At 49.2% G+C, this 19,329-nt stretch carries 22 protein-coding genes; 6 read left to right on the forward strand and 16 right to left on the reverse strand.

Annotated features, from left to right (window positions below):
- Positions 1-17: 17 nt before the first annotated feature.
- From H7R56_RS26365 to H7R56_RS26425, 13 genes are all read right to left on the reverse strand, one after another.
- A complete protein-coding gene (locus tag H7R56_RS26365; RefSeq protein WP_182928870.1) occupies positions 18-248 on the reverse strand; it encodes a hypothetical protein in 231 nt (76 codons plus the stop codon).
- Entirely contained in the window at positions 245-475 is a 231-nt protein-coding gene (locus H7R56_RS26370) for a hypothetical protein (protein ID WP_182928871.1), read from the reverse strand. Before H7R56_RS26370 ends, H7R56_RS26365 begins: the two co-directional genes overlap by 4 nt.
- Positions 472-1,203, reverse strand: a complete 732-nt coding sequence (locus tag H7R56_RS26375; protein ID WP_182928872.1) for a plasmid SOS inhibition protein A — start codon at positions 1,201-1,203, stop codon at positions 472-474. The genes H7R56_RS26370 and H7R56_RS26375 overlap by 4 nt, the downstream gene beginning before the upstream one ends.
- A complete protein-coding gene (gene psiB, locus H7R56_RS26380) occupies positions 1,200-1,628 on the reverse strand; it encodes a conjugation system SOS inhibitor PsiB (RefSeq protein WP_182928873.1) in 429 nt (142 codons plus the stop codon). Before psiB ends, H7R56_RS26375 begins: the two co-directional genes overlap by 4 nt.
- 39 nt (positions 1,629-1,667) lie before the next feature.
- Positions 1,668-3,665 (reverse strand): ParB/RepB/Spo0J family partition protein, encoded by a 1,998-nt coding sequence (locus H7R56_RS26385; protein WP_182928874.1) that lies wholly within the window; start codon positions 3,663-3,665, stop codon positions 1,668-1,670.
- 79 nt (positions 3,666-3,744) lie between these two features.
- A complete protein-coding gene (locus H7R56_RS26390) occupies positions 3,745-4,107 on the reverse strand; it encodes a hypothetical protein (RefSeq protein ID WP_106930949.1) in 363 nt (120 codons plus the stop codon).
- Positions 4,104-4,373, reverse strand: coding sequence for a hypothetical protein (locus H7R56_RS26395; RefSeq protein ID WP_106930947.1), 270 nt, complete (start codon positions 4,371-4,373; stop codon positions 4,104-4,106). Before H7R56_RS26395 ends, H7R56_RS26390 begins: the two co-directional genes overlap by 4 nt.
- Positions 4,374-5,111: 738 nt before the next feature.
- A complete protein-coding gene (locus H7R56_RS26400; protein WP_106930943.1) occupies positions 5,112-5,675 on the reverse strand; it encodes a methyltransferase in 564 nt (187 codons plus the stop codon).
- 49 nt (positions 5,676-5,724) lie between these two features.
- Positions 5,725-7,101 carry a DUF3560 domain-containing protein gene (locus tag H7R56_RS26405; protein ID WP_182928875.1) on the reverse strand — a complete coding sequence of 459 codons (1,377 nt, stop codon included), beginning with the start codon at positions 7,099-7,101 and terminating at the stop codon, positions 5,725-5,727.
- Between the two features lie 638 nt (positions 7,102-7,739).
- Complete coding sequence (locus H7R56_RS26410) at positions 7,740-7,997, reverse strand: DNA polymerase III subunit theta (protein ID WP_106930937.1); 258 nt, start codon at positions 7,995-7,997, stop codon at positions 7,740-7,742.
- 175 nt (positions 7,998-8,172) lie between these two features.
- Complete coding sequence (locus H7R56_RS26415) at positions 8,173-8,589, reverse strand: DUF1380 family protein (RefSeq protein WP_106930955.1); 417 nt, start codon at positions 8,587-8,589, stop codon at positions 8,173-8,175.
- 49 nt (positions 8,590-8,638) lie between these two features.
- Positions 8,639-8,860 carry a hypothetical protein gene (locus H7R56_RS26420; RefSeq protein WP_106930935.1) on the reverse strand — a complete coding sequence of 74 codons (222 nt, stop codon included), beginning with the start codon at positions 8,858-8,860 and terminating at the stop codon, positions 8,639-8,641.
- On the reverse strand, positions 8,857-9,549 hold the full coding sequence (locus tag H7R56_RS26425) for a DNA methylase (protein WP_106930933.1): 693 nt from the start codon (positions 9,547-9,549) through the stop codon (positions 8,857-8,859). The genes H7R56_RS26420 and H7R56_RS26425 overlap by 4 nt, the downstream gene beginning before the upstream one ends.
- A gap of 566 nt (positions 9,550-10,115) precedes the next feature.
- On the opposite strand from H7R56_RS26425, the gene H7R56_RS26430 reads away from it, so the two are divergent.
- Together H7R56_RS26430 and H7R56_RS26435 are read left to right on the forward strand one after the other, a co-directional pair.
- The gene (locus tag H7R56_RS26430) at positions 10,116-10,868 is read left to right on the forward strand and encodes a toll/interleukin-1 receptor domain-containing protein (protein WP_106930931.1); all 753 of its coding nucleotides are present in this window, start codon (positions 10,116-10,118) and stop codon (positions 10,866-10,868) included.
- Positions 10,869-10,884: 16 nt separating this feature from the next.
- Entirely contained in the window at positions 10,885-11,154 is a 270-nt protein-coding gene (locus H7R56_RS26435) for a hypothetical protein (RefSeq protein ID WP_182928876.1), read from the forward strand.
- Here the strand turns inward: H7R56_RS26435 and H7R56_RS26440 are convergent.
- Positions 11,151-12,664, reverse strand: a protein-coding gene (locus tag H7R56_RS26440) for an IS3 family transposase (protein ID WP_370673415.1) whose coding sequence is annotated in 2 segments (ribosomal slippage) — positions 11,151-12,214 and positions 12,214-12,664 — 1,515 coding nt in all. Because the reading frame shifts where the segments join, the coding sequence is not laid out codon by codon here. The genes H7R56_RS26435 and H7R56_RS26440 overlap by 4 nt on opposite strands.
- 628 nt (positions 12,665-13,292) lie before the next feature.
- On the opposite strand from H7R56_RS26440, the gene H7R56_RS26445 reads away from it, so the two are divergent.
- Entirely contained in the window at positions 13,293-13,952 is a 660-nt protein-coding gene (locus H7R56_RS26445; protein ID WP_106930927.1) for a hypothetical protein, read from the forward strand.
- Between the two features lie 397 nt (positions 13,953-14,349).
- On the opposite strand, the gene H7R56_RS26450 is transcribed toward H7R56_RS26445, so the two are convergent.
- Both H7R56_RS26450 and parM read right to left on the reverse strand, forming a co-directional pair.
- Positions 14,350-15,000 carry a plasmid partitioning/stability family protein gene (locus H7R56_RS26450; RefSeq protein ID WP_106930923.1) on the reverse strand — a complete coding sequence of 217 codons (651 nt, stop codon included), beginning with the start codon at positions 14,998-15,000 and terminating at the stop codon, positions 14,350-14,352.
- Positions 15,001-15,002: 2 nt separating this feature from the next.
- Entirely contained in the window at positions 15,003-15,971 is a 969-nt protein-coding gene (parM, locus tag H7R56_RS26455; RefSeq protein WP_181358063.1) for a plasmid segregation protein ParM domain-containing protein, read from the reverse strand.
- 227 nt (positions 15,972-16,198) lie between these two features.
- On the opposite strand from parM, the gene umuD reads away from it, so the two are divergent.
- The 3 genes from umuD to repE all read left to right on the forward strand — a co-directional run bounded on the left by umuD (position 16,199) and on the right by repE (position 19,105).
- Positions 16,199-16,627: a translesion error-prone DNA polymerase V autoproteolytic subunit gene (umuD, locus tag H7R56_RS26460; RefSeq protein WP_106930919.1), complete on the forward strand. Its 429-nt coding sequence runs from the start codon at positions 16,199-16,201 to the stop codon at positions 16,625-16,627.
- An 8-nt stretch (positions 16,628-16,635) separates the two neighbouring features.
- The gene (gene umuC / locus H7R56_RS26465; RefSeq protein ID WP_106930953.1) at positions 16,636-17,904 is read left to right on the forward strand and encodes a translesion error-prone DNA polymerase V subunit UmuC; all 1,269 of its coding nucleotides are present in this window, start codon (positions 16,636-16,638) and stop codon (positions 17,902-17,904) included.
- A 448-nt stretch (positions 17,905-18,352) separates the two neighbouring features.
- A complete protein-coding gene (gene repE / locus H7R56_RS26470) occupies positions 18,353-19,105 on the forward strand; it encodes a replication initiation protein RepE (RefSeq protein WP_106930917.1) in 753 nt (250 codons plus the stop codon).
- The last annotated feature ends 224 nt before the right edge of the window (positions 19,106-19,329 follow it).

Below are 19,329 nucleotides of genomic sequence, written 5' to 3' on the forward strand. Positions count from 1 at the left end.
TAAATACTCATCATTTTTTATTTGTTATTTCCCCCCTGCAAACCCAATGCCTCACGAATTTCAGCGGCCCGTTGTTCACTTCCGGCATTCACGCCTGCGTTATAGTTGAGGTTAATCAACGACAGCAAGGCTTCCCAGTCATCTGAATCAAGGCGAGCATCCAGCCGGCATAGAATCTTCCCGTTTTCTGCGTGTCGGAATACCGTACCGGTTTCTTTTTTATCGAATTTCCTGCTGATTATGCTCAATATCCCTCCCGGTTATCTGTACCAACTGACCACTCGCGTATCTGTTCTTCAAGGGCTTCCAGGTGCTTATCGATACTCTCGGCCAACTCCTCATTTGCGGTTTCAAGCCAGCCACTCAGCCCGTCCCATTCGCAGGACATCTCTTTTAGCTTTGAAGACATGGTAAGCAGCTTATTACGCTGGCTACGGGCGGTCTTCAACTCCGTTTTGCATGGATTATTTCTCATACGGCCCCCTGCTTGTATTTCAGCTTGTTCGGTACCTGCCAGCGTTCAGCAATACGAATATCTGCAGGGGTTTCACGAACGATAAATGGAATTTCATACATCACCGCATACAGCGGCTCGCCACTCATGCGCAGCCATGCAAGTTCCTTCAGCGAAGCGAACCGCGTCTGCCAGCGCCAAAACATTCCTTCCAACTCTGCCGCGTCAAACTCGTCGATCCACCGGCTGTACCAGGTACAGATGGATTCAGGAGACTGAAAATTAAGGTCAATCTCAGCCTTCGCAAGCAGGTTCTGGCGCGACTTCCAGCGCTGTTCATACTCGCGTGATTCGCGGCGCATCTGGCGCGTGGTCTGAATATTTGATTTGTGTAACCTTCTGTCTGTACGGGTGTGCATGACTTCGGGGAAAAGCTCTGCCTGTACGTCCAGCGTTAGCGGTAAAGGGCAGTCTTCCCCACCAGTTGCGATCATTGCATCCAGCGCCTCTTCAACCTGTTTCAGGTTTGAATGGCGATTCTTTGGTACCCAGTTCAGACCAGGTATCTGGCGTGCAACCGAAGCGTTAAGGCGGCTACTTCCTGTGAGGACACGCAGGAAGGTGCGCACATGTGGTAAAGAGGGTAACTTCGTGCCTTTGTTACGTCGTTCTTCAACAGAGAGAATCGCCTGTAATGCAGCCTGCCGAGCAGGTTTTAACGTTACAAGAGCATGCGATGAAGGGATCATAGTGCAACCTCCCCACAAAGCAGGTCTGCGACGGTTTTCGCAGTGCAGTTAAACCGCTTCATCCCGGCAACTTTCTGAATGATTCCGTTCACTGCCGCCAGATCAAGTCGGTCAGACTGGTGAACTATTTGCACCAAATCCCCACGGCCCCCAAGAAGAACAACCAGCCAGTCCGGGGACATTTCACCAGGGCTGCATACGCACAGGTGGAACTCATCGCATTCATTAGCACTAAGACGGCATTGAACCGGGAACATGCCGCCAAATTCGCAGCGGTATTCAGCATTAACCTGCCAGTTCTCGGGGACCGTCAGCAGCATGGTGACGGCATCGCTCATTTCCCGGCGGAACTCGCACCCACGGGCGCGAATGCTTTCTAACTCAGAAGGGATCAGATTGTTCAGGCTTTCCAGAGTGAATTTCATGTCTTGCTCCTGCCGCCTCTTTCGAGGCGGCCTCCGTTATCAGGCGGCTTCTGCCGGGTTATTTTCTGCGTCATCAGCGATGTCGGTTTTATCCGTCAGTGATGTGACTGACGGTTTAGCTGATTGCATCCAGGAAGGAACCCAACGGGTGTCGGCAAAATTCGACTCTGCCAGTTCTGCAGCATCCCCCTTATTCATTTTTTCAGCATCTCTTGCCGCCCCGGTTTTACCTGCCTCATTGAGTGCGGCGATAATCTGAGGCTTCTGCATATGCATGAAAAAGTTCTCTTTTGTTGGCTGCCACCAGTCGCGCATATGGAACCCAATCGCCTCTTCAACTGGTCCAAGATCGCTGCATGTCGTTCGGCCCATCGTGCGAGTCTGGACACCATCGATAGAACAAGCGGTGCAGAACACAATCAGAGACATGAGCGTCGGCTCATCCAGTTCGAAGAATGTCGTAAAGTCACTCTTCCAGCCTTTCGGGAGTAACGCCTCAAGACGTGCTTTTTCCTGCATCAGACTTAACCAAGCAGCGCCCTTCTCACCAGACGGCGCTTCCTCAACAAGACTGCTGTGGTGTACTTCGAGGCGAATAACAAAAGGGTGGCGGGTTGTATTGCAGTATTCAAAAGCACATGCACACATGCGCCACACCATCATAGCCAGCGCTTTCTGAGGTTGCTGCAGCAACGCTGCCTGAACGGCAAGAGTACGTTCAGAGGACATTTTTTTGATCAGCGGTTCGCTAATACCTTCGGCAATATCAGGTTCGCGAATCGTGATGATCTCTTTATGGTTAGATTCAGTATCATTACTGGAACGAGGTTCAACCCGCAACACGCCGCGCTGAATGCAGAAGCAGCCCGAGTCATAGGATACGAAAACCCCAGCGTTCTGCTTTTGTTCGTCAGTCCATGCCCGTGACTCACCCACCATTTGAAGCTCAACAATCAGCTTTTCTACGGCACGGCTTTCGTCGCAATAGCTATCGAATTCCTCATACTGCGCGGTGTATTCGTCAAGCTGACGTTGTTCTTCTTTGGAATAAATCGCTTGAGGTGCAGTCTGTAACTTAAACTGCAATGAATCATCTCCCCAATAACGGATTTCATCGAGGCGAGATTGTGACCATGCCCAGCCTTCTTCCTGCTGTAACTGTTCCGCTTTCTGCTGGAGTTTCGCGAGTAATTTTTCATTCAGTAAGACGGCATCCACATAGCCACCTTCAACCTGGCTGAACAAGTCCACACGAATTTGTTCATCAGAGAATTCCCCGGCACCAACAAACTGGTATCGCTGATCGGTCGTGGAAACTTCTTTTGCTGTAATCAACGCACGAATAGACGTTGCGCGGAGTTTTCCCGGTTCGTCGCTTCGCACCGCTTCCAGTACCTGAAGCTGACGATTCTGGTCGTTCTCCAGCGCCAGAGCATGACAATGCTCGGTAGTCAGTTCGTCGCGAGCAAGGCCATCAAGAATCTCTGGAGCAAGCCCCGCAAGTTTCAGCATACGTTGAACGTGCTGCTGACTGTATCCAAGTACCGCGCCGATCTGCGCGGGGGTTTTTCCTTCACCGGAAAGCGCCAGGAAGTTTCGGATTTGGTCTGCCGGATGCATGTCTTTGCGTTTGGCGTTCTCGATTTCCGATACTTCGCGCGCCAGTTCGCGCGGGACCGCTTTATATGCGATCCAGACTTTGTCCGGGTCAACCTCACCTGCCGAAACCAGTAGTCCGATGGCTTTTGTACGACCGCCACCACATACCACTTCCAAACGACCGTCATCACATGTCACAACGATCAGGTTATGCAGCAGACCGACCGCACGGATGCTGTCGGCATAGCCGCGCAATTCTTCATCAGAGTGCGGTACTTTACGCGCATTCAGATCACCGATGAAAAGGCTGGAAAACGGTGCATACTGCACTTCAATGTTGTCCAGCATACGGGTCAGTTCTTCTGACTGCTGCTGAGTCGCAGCGGCTGGCTTAGTGGATTTACGGACCTTTTTTGCCGTAGTATTGGTGTCGACCATTGATAGTTACCTCTTCAGTTACTGTTGTGGTTTGCTGTGGCCGGACGGCCATCCGGTCACAGCGCTAATTCATTTCAACTCAGTTAATTCGGTCCGGGTGTTTCGCCAGCGCGGCGAATGACGGGAAAGCATCGAGTACGCTGATCATTGCCTTTGCAGAATCGAGCATTGCCCCATCGGATGGAGTGTTACGCCCACGGCAGACTTCAATGGTTGCCAGAATCCCGGCTTTTACATCCGAGAAATGTTCGTAGGTGCGGGTGCTGAATAGAACTCGCTTCCCGTTAACCATGACCTGCCAGTTACAGCAGTCGTTAAAGCGGGTATCAACACCATCAAATTCCAGTACATGAGAATCGCTGGCGCGGATGCGTAACAGCTTCAGCATGATGTCGCTTACGCCTACTTTTTTGGCTGTTGTTTTAACCGTGGTGTGTTTCATTTTTTCCCCCTCACGTATGAGATAAACTGCGATTTCAATTCCTGAAGGAACCCACTCAAGCGAGCATATACACGCTCAGTCACACCGAACTTCAACCCGTAATGCATATGGGCTTCTTCAGCACAGGCTTCAGTAAAAATTGCCTCATGATGGGCCGTGCGAATCAAAGACGTCAGGCTATTCACAAGATGTGAAATACGCCCTTCCCCCATCTTCCTGGAAGATTCTTGAGCGGCGGTTCTGACGTTGACGTTTTGTGTGTTCATCCTGGTTGTCTCCTCTCGATGGTTAATCCATCTCCCTGGTGAGTTCTCTCGCGGCAAAGGGCAAAGGAGCAACGGCGGTAAGCGGGACGCAAGGGGCGATGACGGAAAGTTTTTGCTCGCAAAAAGTTTATGGCAGCGTTCATTTACCCCTTGTGGAACGCGTCGCCGGTGCTACGAACAGCCCTCCGCGTGAGGACGGTCAGGGTGATGGCCATCGATAGCGAACAGGATGCACACACCCGACACGTCGGAACGGCGTGGCGCACTCAGAGCGACGGCAACGCCGGCGCGGTTAAAGCGGCGCGGCCGCATGGCCGCAGCAAGCGCGCCTTTGACCTCAGCCATCAGACCCTAGCCGCATGGCCCGAAACCCGCAGGGGTTCGGCGGAGACTAGCGGCCGCGCAGCGGATGCCTGGCGGAGTAGGGCTCGACGACCGGACCGCAACGCGGGCCGGGAGCCGAAGGGGGCCAGCTTCCGGCTTTTGTTTCTGGCCATCGCCGTGCAGCAGCTGCATCACCGGCAGTGCAGAAAGAGGAAAAATATGGAAAGGGAGATCATCAGTACAGGGAGGAACAAGCCGGATTTGAAGCTAAGAGCTATTGTGCATCGCCAGCAAAAGGATATGCCGCGAACAGGAGGGGGAAGCGCGTCAGCGCGCCCCCCTTCTGCGCCGTAGGCGCGCGGCCTTTTACGGCGCGGCCAGACGGGGCACTACCCCCGCCTGAACCTCACGGCGTTAACCCTGAATTTTGACGATAACCGTTGAAACTTCGGTATATGTAAACGTGTTACGTGGCAGGACTTCCCAGGCTACAGACAACGGTTTAAGAATGCGCTCCTGACGTGGCCCGTTGAGGCAAATAGCCACTAACACGCCCCCCGGCTTTAACAACGTTAGCGCGTGCTGGATATGTTTAATATCGTGCGCATGCTGAAAAGGCGGGTTCATAATAATTTTGCTGTAGCGTTTTTCTGTTTTGTACTCCAGAAAATCCCCGCAAACCACGTTAACCCCATCAAAGTTATTCTGTAGATACCGGTATAAATCGCCGTTCTGCTCTACTGCGTCACACTGCGCTAACGGCGCGGCAGCTTTTATGGCTTTTAAGATGGCACCTGTCCCCGCGCTGGGTTCTAGTATTACATCTGTATTACAAACGTCAGCCATTTCAACCAGGCGCCGACACACTGGAGCCGGTGAAATAAAAAGCTGAGAGCTGGCCCGAATTTCTGCGACGGGTGCGCGTCCGTCGATCCTGGCGCGTGTTGCATTAATACGTTCTCTGAGTTCGCTACGCATAACTAATCACCTGTTAAAAAATCCCCGGAGAATACCGGGGAGGAACTTTTTATTTTTTTGGAATTTCTACGATTTTCATGTCGGTAATAAATACCGTATCCAGCGTGTAGCCCTTATTCATTACCCGGCGGAAACGGTACGCCCCATGCTCGTCGTTCTCGGCCACACCTCTGACCCCCTTGTAATCAGAATGTTTTTTTGACCATTCCGCCTTTGTCATTTCCCGGAATCCTTCGCCCGGATAATTTACGATTGGTGGGCGTTTTGCGGCCTGTTTTGCCGCGCTGGCCTCTTCCTCTGATGGCGCTTTATAGTCCGTAATGCGATCAGGGGTTAGCGTCATTGTTCCCTTGTACCCCATGAAGCTGTAAGCCGGAGTAACAACGGAACTCACCGCGCCGCTGCTTTTATTGATACGGATGATCGTCAGCCACTCCCCCCGGCTCAGTACCTGACCGCCGGGTTGAAATTCCTCTGTACGAGTGACCACGCCGCCGCTTTCATCCAGCATGGCGCGTTCATAGGCCAGGCGGTTCTGGTAATGATTAACCCAACGTTGATAATGTCGAATTGAGCGTTCATGACAACGAACAGCTATTTCGCGAGCCTGTTCAAAAGTAATGATTTCTTCTCTAAGCGCGGAATGAAGCGACATACGGCCTTCGTTCTGGCTTTTCTCTGGTGGGCGTGGGTACTTATCAAGCGTAAAGCAAGCCGTAATATGATCGTAATTACTGATAAGCTGCGCCATTTTCAGGTCCAGCTTTTCCCCCTGCCACATTGTTAAAAATTTCTGCGCCTGTGCAATATCTCGTTCAGATTTGCGCTTCTCAGCTTCAATTTTTTTAATTCGACGATAACGAACATCCGGGCGCTCTTTATATTTAGCGTGACGTAACGACGCATGCGCGCGTTCCTCCCAGTATTCGGCGCGTTCAAACAGCATCACAGCGCGATTCATACCGTTTTCAATTTTCTGCGCGTGGCGACGGGCGCGGCGTTCACTGTGATGACCGACCAAAATTGGCTGGCCGAGCGGCATAGCGGATGTCAGAGAATCTACCTGCGCGAGTTGCTGCTCTGATTCTTCGGCGCGTTTGTCACTGTAGCCATTGAACCGATCGGCGCGTTGCTCCTGACGGTCAAACAGCGTGCTGTCTTCGTCGTCAATGTCGCCGGCAAGAGAGATCAGTACATCCTCGCGGTAAGGTGTCCAGGCAGGGGCTACAAACAATTCTTGCTTTGGCGCCCAGCGAAAACCCGCATCATGGATTTTTTTATACGTTTCCTCATCAAGGCGGTACAGCGGATAGAGGCGTAATTTATTGTCATCCGGGGAATAGGTCGCCGTGTACTCATTGTTTTGAATTTCAGGCGATGCATTTGTAGGCTTCGTTGTCGCGCCCTGGACGTTAAGTTGTGACATGTTTTTAATCTCCTATGTGGATGAAGTGATGCTTTTGTGAGTATTCGCCGTCGCGAAAAGTCACAGACCACACACTGGAGCGCTGGCAAGGCCGCCGCAGGCGTTCACTTTAGCCTTGCCAGAAGGAGCGAGAGTGTGTGGTCTGATAAACAGCGACGGTCGAATCAACTCACAAACGCTCGCACCACAGTTGAAGATGAAACAGATCACAATCGCGGGATGGCCCTGGCGACAGCGAAGCCGTCCCGCGTCCTTGCATACCGGCGGTAGTGTGCCGGTATGTCATGAGCGCAGGTTACGGCGCGATAAAGCGGCGTGGCCGCACGGCCGCAGCAAGCGCGCCTTTGACCTCAGCCATCAGACCCTAGCCGCATGGCCCGAAACCCACAGGGGTTCGGCGGAGACTGGCGGCCGCGCAGCGGATGCCTGGCGGAGTGGGGCTCGACGACCGGAACGCAACGCGGGCCGGGAGCCGAAGGGGGCCAGCTTCCGGCTTTTGCTTCTGGTTCTGGCCATCGATGTACAGCAGCTGTGTCGGAAAGTGGTCAGGAAAAAATTAAGCGGCTCTGCGTGTATTTATTGCTAAAAAACAATAAATTACGCATCAACCCTCGGCATTAAAAACGGAAAAAAGATGACTAATTTTTTTCCTTATCCGGCTCGTTATTCTTATATTCAGGTGCATCCCCTCGGGGCAATTGCTCGCTGACCTTGCGGTAATGAGTCAATCGCTGGAAAAAATATTCTCGTTCGTTTTCTGGTAACTCTCTGGCCACCACTTCCGCGATCACTGGAAACCCCAGCCTTTCTTTGTACGCAACCCCTGACGCAATCAGGTCGAGCGCGATTAGGTTCTGTTCTTCCCTTGATTTTGAAGCAATGTTGATACCCGACATCAAGATCTCCTCGTGGGTTATAAAAGTGGGGGAAACGCAGCGGCGCGTAGCGCAGCAGACGTTCCCCCGCAGGCGTTAGCCTGCCAGGTTTTTAGCGCGGCCAGACAGGTAATTAATGCCCCGGCACGCCGCTCATAGCCCAACTATTACAGGAGGCCGTAGCCCCCTGTTACAGTTACGCAGCCAGCAAGTCTTTTAGTGAATGGACGTCGTTAAGCGCATTTTGAACACTTTCCGGCGTTCCTCGCCCAACTTCCCACGCCTCACCGATCCGATGTTCAAGCTCACTCTCATACAACGCCAGTACACGAGACAGTAGCATTGCCGGCACACAAATCTGACGGCGTTCTGATTCGCGATGGTGAGTAAGCATTTTCATCACGCTCTCGTTAGTGATCCCGTTACGGCGGTATTCATCCATCGCTGTTTCGCCAATATTTTTCATTATCAGTGAAATTTCACTATCTGCTGGGCGTTCTTCGCGGCAAGCGGTGTATACCCCCTCTTCCGTCCAGATAAGCAACGCCAGCGGTTCATCGTGGGTAAACATTCTTTCCAGCTCAAGACACAGATTTTCGCGAGTACCGTACATATTTATCTCTCTTTGGTTAGCACGGCCGGGTTCATACCCGGCGTGTTTTTCAGTCCTGAAAGGTTTCATCGAGCACCAACACTTCCCGGTATGCCTCCAGGAAAAGCATGTTTATGCGGCGTAATGTCTGGCCTGCCAGACGTTCGCCCAGGGTGTCGGCATCGTAGTTGTATTCAGATTCCAGATGATTCAGTTGCGTCCGTATGTCGCACATGTCGTTACTAAGTGCGGCGATATTGGCGCGCAATTTCTCCAGTCCGGCGTAATTCATGCCGCCTCCGGGTAATCTGGGTAAAACGCTGCATCGTTAGCCGCCGGCATCCGCATAGATCGTTGTACCTGTTCCAGCCGGCGCACTCCTGCCGCATGGTATTGCTCAAGTAGTTCTATACCGATGTAACGACGGTTTGATTCGGCCGCGGCGACACATGTCGAGCCGCTGCCGGCAAAGGGGTCTAGAACAATCGCGCCTGGTGGTGTCAGTGACTCAATCAGGGGGCGTAAGCTCTGAACGGGTTTCTCCGTTGGATGGTGGCGATTGCCCGTGTATTGCCACTGGATAACGTCATGGATAGGGCGTTCTGGCGTTTTTGGGCGTCCTTTTGCCAGTAAAAACGCGCTTTCATGGGCGTAACCGACAAAGGTTGATTTTGACGCATAGCTCTTGGCAAAAACGATATGGCCAACAATGCGGAAGCCTGCACTCTTCCAGGCATTGATAAAGAGATCTGCACGATTCCAGGCGTAGAAACTGACCATCAGGCTATCGTTTTTCAGCACCCGATACATTTCATGGCAAGCCGGTTGTAACCATTCAGGGGAATTATCACCGGCGAGTGTGCGCCCTGAACGGTCCTTGTAACCCACAAGATACGGAGGATCGGTCAAAATAAAATCGACCGCACGGGACGGGAAACGAGACATAACCTGCACGCAATCACCCAGGATAAAACGGGACATAGCACTCTCCTCTCTGAAATTCGGCACCCTGTTGCGCCGTGCCGCCACAAAAACCCGGCGACCAGCTGAGGAAACAAGGGCAAACACCGGAAGCCGCAGCGCAGACATAAACGGGCTGAATGCTCCGTTTATGTCGAGAACGGGTGAGGATGTTGGCGCCAGCGTCCCCTTGTAGCCGAAGCCGCTGGGTTAGCGTGAAGGCACGGCGTGGATAGTTGCCGCCGTATGGCGGCATAAAAAGTGGAGGGAACCGACATCCTTATGCGTAAGGTCTTCGGGGTACTAAACAGCGTTCAGCTCACGCATAGCTGTACATTCTGTAGTTGCAAGATGACCACAATAAACTGGCAGAGACTCGACAGGTTCACATGCGCCTACTTCCATTTATCCAAGGAGCATTTTATTGCCAGAAACGGGCATTTTACTCTTGTGCTTATGTGGCAAAATCAGTATGCAACTACAATGTTCAGCAGGTCACAGGCATGAAAAAAGCACCTTCTTGTGCTTTTTTTTTATCCTTTACTGAAGGATAATTAGCTGAATTTAAAGAGTCATAGGGAAAGGTGATGTACAAAGCATATAGTTTAAGAGTGGATGATGATGCTTTTGATGGTTATTTACGACATGGTGAAACCATAAAAAGAGCAAATAACCTTGCTGCTAAAAGTGGACTTGATGCATTTTTTGATGGTGACGGAAGTCTAGTTGCAACAAAAATAATGGAAGATTGGTTTCCAGAAATAAAAGCAAATGTATTTATCTCCCACTCACATAAAGATGAAGAACTAGCAATAAAACTAGCTGGATGGTTAAAAAATAGACTAGGTATTTCTTCGTTCATTGACTCTTGTGTTTGGGGGTATTCCCCAGAACTTTTGAAAAAGCTAGATACAAGATTCTGCCTTAAAGAAAGTGGGCACTATGACTATGACAAAAGAAACATCACAAATGGTCACGTGAATATGATCTTGGCGACTTCACTTACAAAAATGATTGATCAATGTGAGTGCATCATATTCTTGAATACTCCTAACTCAATTTCATGCAAAGGATCTATTGAGAGTTATGGCACTGAATCTCCTTGGATATATGCGGAAATCGAAGCGACTAGATTACTTAGAGTAAACGAACCCAAAAGAGGAGTGCTTGTTAAAGCTTCTATGGAAGGGAGAGATTTCTCTATGGATGAATCTATATCAGTAAAGTATGACTTAAATTTAAAGCACCTGCATCTTCTGAGGGATAGACATATTCGCGCTTTGCATAATTGTGGCAGAACAGGAACAGATGCGTTAGACTTTCTGTATAGCTCTATTTGATTGATTTGGAGGTTCTATGGATGAAAAAATCGCGCACCTTGGTTTCATCCAAAGTGTTATAAACAGAATGGGTAGCAACAGCTTTATGATCAAAGGCTGGTGTGTTGCCTTGGTTGCCGCAATATTTGCGTTATCAGCTGATAAAGAAAACTCTGCCTTTGCATATCTAGCTCTTTTCCCTTTAGTTATTTTTTGGGGATTGGATACATTCTTCCTTCGTCAAGAAAAAATGTATAGAAAACTGTACGGTAAGTGTCAAGGTAGTTGGCACCCCCGGTTGATTTAGGCTGCCTGTTTTTCCCGTTCTGGATTCAGCATTACCTTGCCTACCGGATGCCAGTTTCGTGTTCTGCCAGACCAGCGTTCAGGCCGTTCCGCTTTTGCCTTTTTGTACACCTCATCCCGATTTTTCAGCAACACACCGTCTTCTCCACGATGTCGCTGACCCGGCGTCACATACCTGATGCCGCTATGTCTGTGCATTTCGTTATACCACTGAGCAAAAACCTCTATCCATTCACGCGCCTCCTCCAGCTTGCCGAACCCTGATGACGGCCACTGCGGGACATATTTCAGTGTCCGGAACAGCGACTCCACATACGCATTATCGTTACTCACTCCCGGCCGGCTGTGAGAGGGGGTTATCGCCAGCTCGTGTAGCTTCATTTGCAACGTCTGTGACTTCATCGCCGCGCCGTTGTCCGCATGCAGTACCGGCGGGTTTTGCCAGCATCCTTCCCGAAGGACCGTGCGTTGTATCAGGGCTGCCGCCTGCTCACCACTTTCAGTTTCATGCACTTCATATCCCACGATTTTTCGGCTGTAGAGGTCTTCCACCAGATACAGGTAAAACCAGCGCCCCTTTACGGTTGACGGAACCCATGTAATGTCCCATGTCCACACCTCATTCGGCCCGCTGGCCTGCCAACTCGTAGCCGGGGTGACTTTCTGCGCTGCCCGTTGCCGTCCCCGGCGATGCACCTCTCCATGACGACGCAGTACCCGGTAAAAGGTTGACTCGCTTGCCAGATAAATCCCCTTATCCGCCAACGCCGGTACGATTTGTGACGGGGGGAGGCTGGCGTAGTCTGGCTGATGGCACACTGCCAGTATCTGTTGCTCTTCTTGCTCACTTAACTGGTTCACCGGGGAGGGCCTGACCGTGCTGACACGCTTGTCTTCCCACGACGTTTGCCAGCGTCGCCACGTCCGTTCACTTAATCCCGCTTCCGTCAGCGCTATTGACAGCCGAGCTCCTGACGCCATCGCGTCCCGCACGTAACCGATAAGTGCCTGCCGCTCTGTTCCGGGCGTCAGTCGTCCTCGTCGGTTTCCCCGTAAAAATCCCGCAACTGCTTTCGCAGCACCAGTATCGCTGCCGCCTCCGCCAGCGCCTTTTCCTTACGAAGCAGTTCGCGTTTTAGTTGTTTAACTTCTTTCTGGCTTTGTTTGAGCGCCGCTTTGTCAGTGGGCGAAGACACCTGCAAAAAGCCTTGTTTCCACTGACTAATCTGTTCCAGGTAAAGCCCTTTTTTACGGCAGTATTGCGCGAGTTCTGTTTCGCTGAGTGTAGCTGTTTCGATAATCACAGCCAGCCGGGCTTCGGCTGACCATTGGTCTGTAGTTTTGTTTGCACCCGGCACCGGTATTCCCTCTGCTTTCGCCTTGTTACGCCAGTAATAAAGGGTAGCTTCCGATATCCCTTCCATCTGCGCAACTGCGGTGACGGTCATGTTGTAAGGCGGTAGTAATTTAGCCAGTGCAGCCGATTTACGTTCTGGTGAAATTCGTTTCACGATCTGTTCCCATCTTGTCATTAGTATTTTCGATGGGGGTGACAACTATCCTGACAGAGGGGGTGTACGAAGAAGTCGCAAATGGAAATGTAAAAAGTGAAGGATTTACAATGAATTCTTCAGTCTATAGCAAAGATATTGGTTGCTATTTAGACGCGGCATTTTCTAAAACAATGCTTCCATTTTACGGGAGCATGATTCTAATGATCTTTATTTTCATGTGGAAAGTTTTAGATTTATTCAAGTAATAAGAAAGCACCTTCGGGTGCTTTGACCTACCCCCGTAGATTAACATGCACCAATTCTAATAATCATTTACCAACATCAGCTAAGTACTGTAAGTTCAGCCGATGGATGCAACACGCTTATATCTGTCACAAATAATCGTTTCTGTTCCGGTATGTAGTTAATCCGCGCTCTTCGTTTCATGCCCCCATAGGATTGGATTGCATCACCCCATTGAACTCGCAACAAAAGCGGACGTTAGCCATATTAAATAATTCATAATATGAAGCCAGATACAGATATGTAAAACCATTACTATTAACACTGACATTGTTGACTAAATTACGCATTATATTAAAATGTGTTATTTATTAACATATTAGAAATTTTATAAAGGGCACATATGATAAACAAAATTCAAGGTATGAACAACACGACTTATAGACATTTATTTGAAGATGCAAAAATATTCACTATTGAGAAACAGTTTTCTTTAGATTCATATCCCATGAATGATTGCGAAGCGAATGTTTCAGATTTAATTGAAGAGCTTTCTGGTTTGTTTTTTGAGTACACTAAGAATTACCTTAATCATAATTTCAACCCAATAATTAAATTTGGCGGGGACTGTGCAAATGTTCACCTTCAAATTCTTTGCTTTATAAATGAGTATTACCGTTCTATTTCTGCCAATATAACAATTGGCGAGGTTCTATTATCAGAACAATTGGGATTTAAGTTTAATCAGGATAGATGTATCGAATGGCTTGAACATGGGAGCCCTCCAATATTTGACAGCCATGCATGGATAACCATCAACAATGACTATATTTTGGATTGTACCATCGGCACATATATCAATACACGAATTGACCCTGACTCAGCAACAAATAAATCGGAAGAATTATACGGTGGTTTGATTTTTGGTCATGCAGATAACCTTCAGCACATTGCTTTCAGCAACTTAAAAGGTAAAACGCCTCAAGAATATCTTAAAATAAAATATACTCCCGTCATTATTGGCAAGTCGGCACTATATATGTTGGCTCCTGGACATACTTAATCCCTACATGGGCCCTAATATGTTCACTAAGATAAAAAACTTGAGCTATGTTGTGTTGCTGAGGACTTAAAGTTCTGCTCTGTAAGTAAGAAAGGCCCGCTGATTAAGCAGGCCTTTCATGTCGACGTACGGCCTTAACTTATTTCTTGGCATAATCTACCAGAAAGTTACCGATAAAAATGCAAGCCAGAAACATTAACTGGAACATGATGATTATTGACAGATGAACGTGGTCCATGATCAACAAAGGGAATATGGTCAGTGTTGAACCTAAAAAGAACCAGCTACCGATTTTCTTTATATTCTCTGGCCATAAGTGTTGTGGCACCTGCTTCCGACGGAGATAGGACACAACAACTTTTAGAATCCATTGTTTTGGTTTGAGCATGGATCGCACTCAAAAGATTTTTTTCATGTTTTCTTTGACTGTGTTTCCACCAGATGCAGGTTTCTGTTCAGAGGACTTACCTCCGTTCGCCACTGCCGGTATATCTTTCAGCGTGCTTAAGCCCAGCATCTTATCTGTCAGCAACTGTAGTTCCTGAATGGAAACGGGCGGTTCAGGCATACTCGATAACAACTTCACAAATCTTGCATCGAGGTCGTGTATCGCGCAGCCGGCAATCACCAGTTCTCTCAACAGTGAATTACGTCTACGCGTCGACACTTCACCTAGAATGCTCATCAGTAACCCGGCGTTTACATCGTCGTTAATCTTCAGTGAAAAACGCCGGCGTTCTGACGATCTGGAGAGTTTATCCGGCACCCAGGGATAGGTTTCCTGATCCGTGGTTTTTAAGAGCTCTCCTTCACCTGATAACAGTGCCAACAGACCGGCAAAAAGCCCCACCTGCATCTGACCGGCAAACAAAGATGTCAGCACGGACGGAAGGCGCATATCTATCCGATACATAATGGCCCCGGAAATCGCCGCTGCGCGGAGAAACTCACCGCGCAGAGGTTGTGATGTCCGTTCAATAGTCGCCTGAGCCCGCATATCTGTGGGGTCATCATGGTAAAGGTAAATAGAAAAGTTGCCTGCAGGCACGATTAATCCTCTTTCTGGAAGAGAGCAATTTCGCGCGCCAGGGCCAACTGAGGTTCAGAGATAACTTCTACGCGCTCTTTCGCCAGTGGCCATGCGCTCCGAATAGCATTTTCAATCAGTGTTGCACCGCCGCCAGTCAGCAGCACGCGGTTAACGTTGCGGAAGTTAGTCAGTTCACTAACGATACGAACTCCCAGCGATTCGATTGCTTCTTCAATTTTGTCAACGACATAGTCAATTCTTGAAGCATCATTAATGATGCTGTTAAGAAATGCACGATCTTTTCTGCTGCGGATAACCTTATCAGCAATGAGCGGGCTGGTTTCAGTATCTGCAGTACGCAATGCCGCTTGAGCTGCACGGGTGACCTGAGATACGCCAATCGATGGATTACCATGAATTGCGCTGATATCTTCAAATTTACCCACTATCACACCGGCATCAAGCGTTGTTCCACCAAGATCGATAATCAGCGTTGTTTCGCCAGCACCGGGTTGAATCTCTGACAGGCGGCTGAACGCTGCAGGTAGAGACTCCGGCATAACTATGACATCACGAACCGTAAACACTTCCCCCTTATTCAGGGAAATACTACGCAGCAGATTAGCTTTTTTGCGCGCAATATTATCTTCGTTCTTCTGACAGTCCTGATCATAGTATTCGCTGAGTGGCAGCGTCACTGTCAGCATCACATCCTGCGGTTGTAGCCCACAGTTCAGCAGCGCGTGATGTACCGCCAGCAGATTCAAATCACCATATTGATATTCGACATTGGTAGTCGACACGGCATCGCGGCTAACGCTATCCCATGAATATTTCATTGTGCCAATCAGGTAGTTAAACGCCCCTCCGAAATCAGCCACTTTCCAGCCATGTCGGAATGAGTTTGGTGATACCACGGTTTTCATCTCACCATCTTCAAACCATGCCAGCTTAACGTTTGTAGAACCATCATCGCAGTAAACATTCATCATTTTGAACCCTTTGTTTTGCTCAATTTGAGCATAACAATACACCACATACAGATTAGGTCAACTTATTTAGCTCAGATTGAGTAGAACAAAAAGCCATTAACGACAAAAACACCATTTGAAGGTGATTTATTTTTCTCAATTTGAGCAACTTACGGTGCGATTGATTTTTGGTTTGTCGCTTATATACTGTATATAAATACAGTTGTTTTTTTTTGAGGTTGAACATGTTGCTCATTATCACGCCGGTTGCAAATCCAGCACGCCAGACAAGCCCCCTATTCATTGAACGATGCCCTGCCGGTTTTCCCAGCCCAGCGGCTGATTACACCGAGTCAGAGCTGGACCTTAATGAGTACTGTATTCGTCATCCCAGCGCGACTTACTTTGTGCGCGCCCTTGGGGACTCCATGACTGAGCTTGGTCTACACAGTGGGGATCTGATGATCGTGGATAAATCTGAACGTGCTGAACACGGTGACATCGTCATCGCAGAAGTGGATGGAGAATTCACGGTGAAGCAGCTGCTCTTAAGACCTCGTTTAGCTCTGCACCCCATGAATGCGGCGTATCCCACCCTATACCCTGATCCTGACCAGCTGCAGATATTCGGCGTCGTTACCGCATTCATCCACAAAACCAGAGAAACAAATTGATGTCCTCGATGTTCGCACTGGCGGATGTGAATAGCTTCTATGCCTCCTGTGAAGGCGTTTTCAGGCCAGACCTGCGTGGTAAGCCTATTTGCGTGCTGGCTAACAACGACGGTGTGGTGATAGCCAGGAACGGGCCTGCGAAGAAATTGGGTATAAAGATGGGCACTCCGTGGTTCCAGCTAAAAAGCATGCATTTCAGTGAGAAAATACACGTTTTTTCAAGTAATTATGAACTTTATGCAAGTCTATCTAATCGAGTCATGGCGAGAATTGAGGAGATGGCGATACGCGCTGAACAGTACTCAATCGACGAATGCTTTCTTACGCTGGAGGGACTGGAGAGCTGTATCAGCTACGAAGATTATGGGCGAAAACTGCGGGAACACGTTCTTAACGGAACGGGGCTAACCATCGGTGTGGGTGGCGGCATTAGCAAGACTTTAGCAAAATCGGCTCAGTGGGCCTCTAAAGAGTGGCCACAATTCGGCGGTGTATTGATGCTTGGCCCCGGTGACTGGCGGAGAACAGAAAAGTTATTATCACTGCAGCCTGTCAGTGAAGTCTGGGGGGTTGGCAGCCGTATTTCTAAAAAGCTGGCCACAATGGGGATCACTACTGCACTGCAGCTGGCGCGGGCAAATCCTGTTTTTATCCGGCGTAATTTCAATGTGGTACTAGAGAGAACTGTCCGGGAGCTGAATGGGGAGTCCTGTATCGCTCTGGAAGACGCTCCAGCACCGAAACAGCAGATTGTATGCAGCAGGTCATTCGGAGAGCGTATAACGACGTATGAGGCGATGAGACAGGCTGTTTGCCAGTATGCTGAACGAGCAGCGGAAAAATTGCGTGGCGAACGGCAGTATTGTCGCCAAGTAGCTGTTTTTATCAAAACATCTCCGTTTGCCGCCGAGCCTTACTACGGGAACGTGGCCAGCGAGAAGCTGATGGCACCAACCAGAGACACCCGCGATATCATTACAGCCGCAGTTAAATCTCTCGATCGCATTTGGACCGATGGGCATCGATATGCGCGCGCAGGTGTCATGCTCAATGATTTTACGCCGACTGGCGTTGCGCAGTTGAACTTGTTCGACGATGTGCAACCTCATGCCCGAAGTGACCAACTGATGCAGGTGCTTGATAAAATCAATAACTCCGGTACCGGAAAGGTCTGGTTTGCTGGTCGTGGAATTGCGCCTGAATGGCAGATGAAACGCGAGCTTTTGTCACCTGCGTACACAACCCGGTGGAGCGATATACCAGTAGCCAGGCTGTAAAACATTCTTGCCCTTAGAGAACGCCGGTAGTGCTCGCCGCAGTCTCACGTCCCGAGCGTAGCGAGTTAGTGAGCGAGGAAGCACCAAGGCACCAGTGCCAACATGAACCACTTAACGCACCGATACTGTCAGAGAGGTTTGCTGAGTTATCCACATATCCACCTGATATTTTTATAAGATCTTTTTTAAATATGTTTTTAGATCTTCTTTTTAGAGGTCGCTCCAGCCCTTTAAATATGCGGCTTTCAGCCCTGTTGATGTGACAAATCACCCTTTCACTGTGACGATTTGCCCTCAGAACGGCCCTTTTTTCGTGACAATCTGCCCTCAACCCTGTGACAAATTGCCCTCAGGATCTGCGTAAAATCACAGAGTTATCCCAATCAGTTGACACTTCCGCTCACACTGTGACAGGATTGAATCCTGTCACATAAATCATGGTCAGGTCATGACGGATATTGCGCTGATAAATCAAAAAAACCGGAAGAACAGCCCCCGTATTGTTCAGTCGAATGAACTTACTGAAGCTGCCTACAGCCTTTCTCGCGATCAGAAGCGGATGCTGTATCTGTTTGTTAATCAGATAAGAAAATCTGACGGCACACTGCAGGAACATGATGGTATTTGCGAGATTCAGGTAGCCCATTACGCCGCTACGTTTGGCCTGACTTCAGCTGAAGCTAGTAAGGATATACGGCAGGCTCTGAAAGGCTTCAGTGGCAAAGAGGTTGTATTTTACCGACCAGAAGAGGATGCCGCTGGCGAGAAGGGTTACGAGTCTTTTCCTTGGTTTATTAAACGCGCTCATAGCCCATCTCGCGGCACCTACAGTGTGCATATAAACCCATACCTCATCCCCTTCTTCATCGGCTTGCAGAGCCGTTTTACACAGTTCAGGCTCAGTGAAACGAAGGAGATCACCAATCCGTACGCAATGAGGCTGTACGAATCCTTATGCCAGTACCGTAAACCTGATGGTTCTGGCGTGGTATCACTCGGTATCGATTGGATCATGGAGCGTTATCAGTTGCCGCAGAGCTACCAGCGCATGCCCGATTTTCGTCGCCGTTTCCTGCAAGCCAGCGTCGACGAAATCAATAGCCGCACGCCTATGCGATTATCCTATATTGAAAAAAAGAAAGGCAGACAGACTACTCACATTGTATTTACTTTCAATGATATAGCCTCAAATGCAGCTTGATTAGATGAGGGCGGATTGTCACTGTTAGTGAGGGTTGTTTGTCACAATAACATATCTGGGTTAAGGGCAATCTGTCACAGTTGCCCTTTTTTATTGCCCATATTCTGGGATTCTGAGGCTTTCTGCACTTACATGGGGTGACAAACGGCACAACTTGAGGGCAAATTGTCACGGATTAGAAAAGTGCAGTTTGTCACACCAGGACGATAGGATAAGTGAGGGTG

Source organism: Klebsiella sp. WP3-W18-ESBL-02, assembly GCF_014168815.1.
Lineage (GTDB): Bacteria > Pseudomonadota > Gammaproteobacteria > Enterobacterales > Enterobacteriaceae > Kluyvera > Kluyvera ascorbata_B.

What these genes read in the sequence shown, in the direction of transcription:
- H7R56_RS26370 (WP_182928871.1), bottom strand. Translation starts at nt 475, where the DNA reads ATGAGAAATAATCCATGCAAAACGGAGTTGAAGACCGCCCGTAGCCAG.
- H7R56_RS26375 (WP_182928872.1), bottom strand. Translation starts at nt 1,203, where the DNA reads ATGATCCCTTCATCGCATGCTCTTGTAACGTTAAAACCTGCTCGGCAG.
- psiB (WP_182928873.1), bottom strand. Translation starts at nt 1,628, where the DNA reads ATGAAATTCACTCTGGAAAGCCTGAACAATCTGATCCCTTCTGAGTTA.
- H7R56_RS26385 (WP_182928874.1), bottom strand. Translation starts at nt 3,665, where the DNA reads ATGGTCGACACCAATACTACGGCAAAAAAGGTCCGTAAATCCACTAAG.
- H7R56_RS26390 (WP_106930949.1), bottom strand. Translation starts at nt 4,107, where the DNA reads ATGAAACACACCACGGTTAAAACAACAGCCAAAAAAGTAGGCGTAAGC.
- H7R56_RS26395 (WP_106930947.1), bottom strand. Translation starts at nt 4,373, where the DNA reads ATGAACACACAAAACGTCAACGTCAGAACCGCCGCTCAAGAATCTTCC.
- H7R56_RS26400 (WP_106930943.1), bottom strand. Translation starts at nt 5,675, where the DNA reads ATGCGTAGCGAACTCAGAGAACGTATTAATGCAACACGCGCCAGGATC.
- H7R56_RS26405 (WP_182928875.1), bottom strand. Translation starts at nt 7,101, where the DNA reads ATGTCACAACTTAACGTCCAGGGCGCGACAACGAAGCCTACAAATGCA.
- H7R56_RS26410 (WP_106930937.1), bottom strand. Translation starts at nt 7,997, where the DNA reads ATGTCGGGTATCAACATTGCTTCAAAATCAAGGGAAGAACAGAACCTA.
- H7R56_RS26415 (WP_106930955.1), bottom strand. Translation starts at nt 8,589, where the DNA reads ATGTACGGTACTCGCGAAAATCTGTGTCTTGAGCTGGAAAGAATGTTT.
- H7R56_RS26420 (WP_106930935.1), bottom strand. Translation starts at nt 8,860, where the DNA reads ATGAATTACGCCGGACTGGAGAAATTGCGCGCCAATATCGCCGCACTT.
- H7R56_RS26425 (WP_106930933.1), bottom strand. Translation starts at nt 9,549, where the DNA reads ATGTCCCGTTTTATCCTGGGTGATTGCGTGCAGGTTATGTCTCGTTTC.
- H7R56_RS26430 (WP_106930931.1), top strand. Translation starts at nt 10,116, where the DNA reads ATGTACAAAGCATATAGTTTAAGAGTGGATGATGATGCTTTTGATGGT.
- H7R56_RS26435 (WP_182928876.1), top strand. Translation starts at nt 10,885, where the DNA reads ATGGATGAAAAAATCGCGCACCTTGGTTTCATCCAAAGTGTTATAAAC.
- H7R56_RS26445 (WP_106930927.1), top strand. Translation starts at nt 13,293, where the DNA reads ATGATAAACAAAATTCAAGGTATGAACAACACGACTTATAGACATTTA.
- parM (WP_181358063.1), bottom strand. Translation starts at nt 15,971, where the DNA reads ATGAATGTTTACTGCGATGATGGTTCTACAAACGTTAAGCTGGCATGG.
- umuD (WP_106930919.1), top strand. Translation starts at nt 16,199, where the DNA reads ATGTTGCTCATTATCACGCCGGTTGCAAATCCAGCACGCCAGACAAGC.
- umuC (WP_106930953.1), top strand. Translation starts at nt 16,636, where the DNA reads ATGTTCGCACTGGCGGATGTGAATAGCTTCTATGCCTCCTGTGAAGGC.
- repE (WP_106930917.1), top strand. Translation starts at nt 18,353, where the DNA reads ATGACGGATATTGCGCTGATAAATCAAAAAAACCGGAAGAACAGCCCC.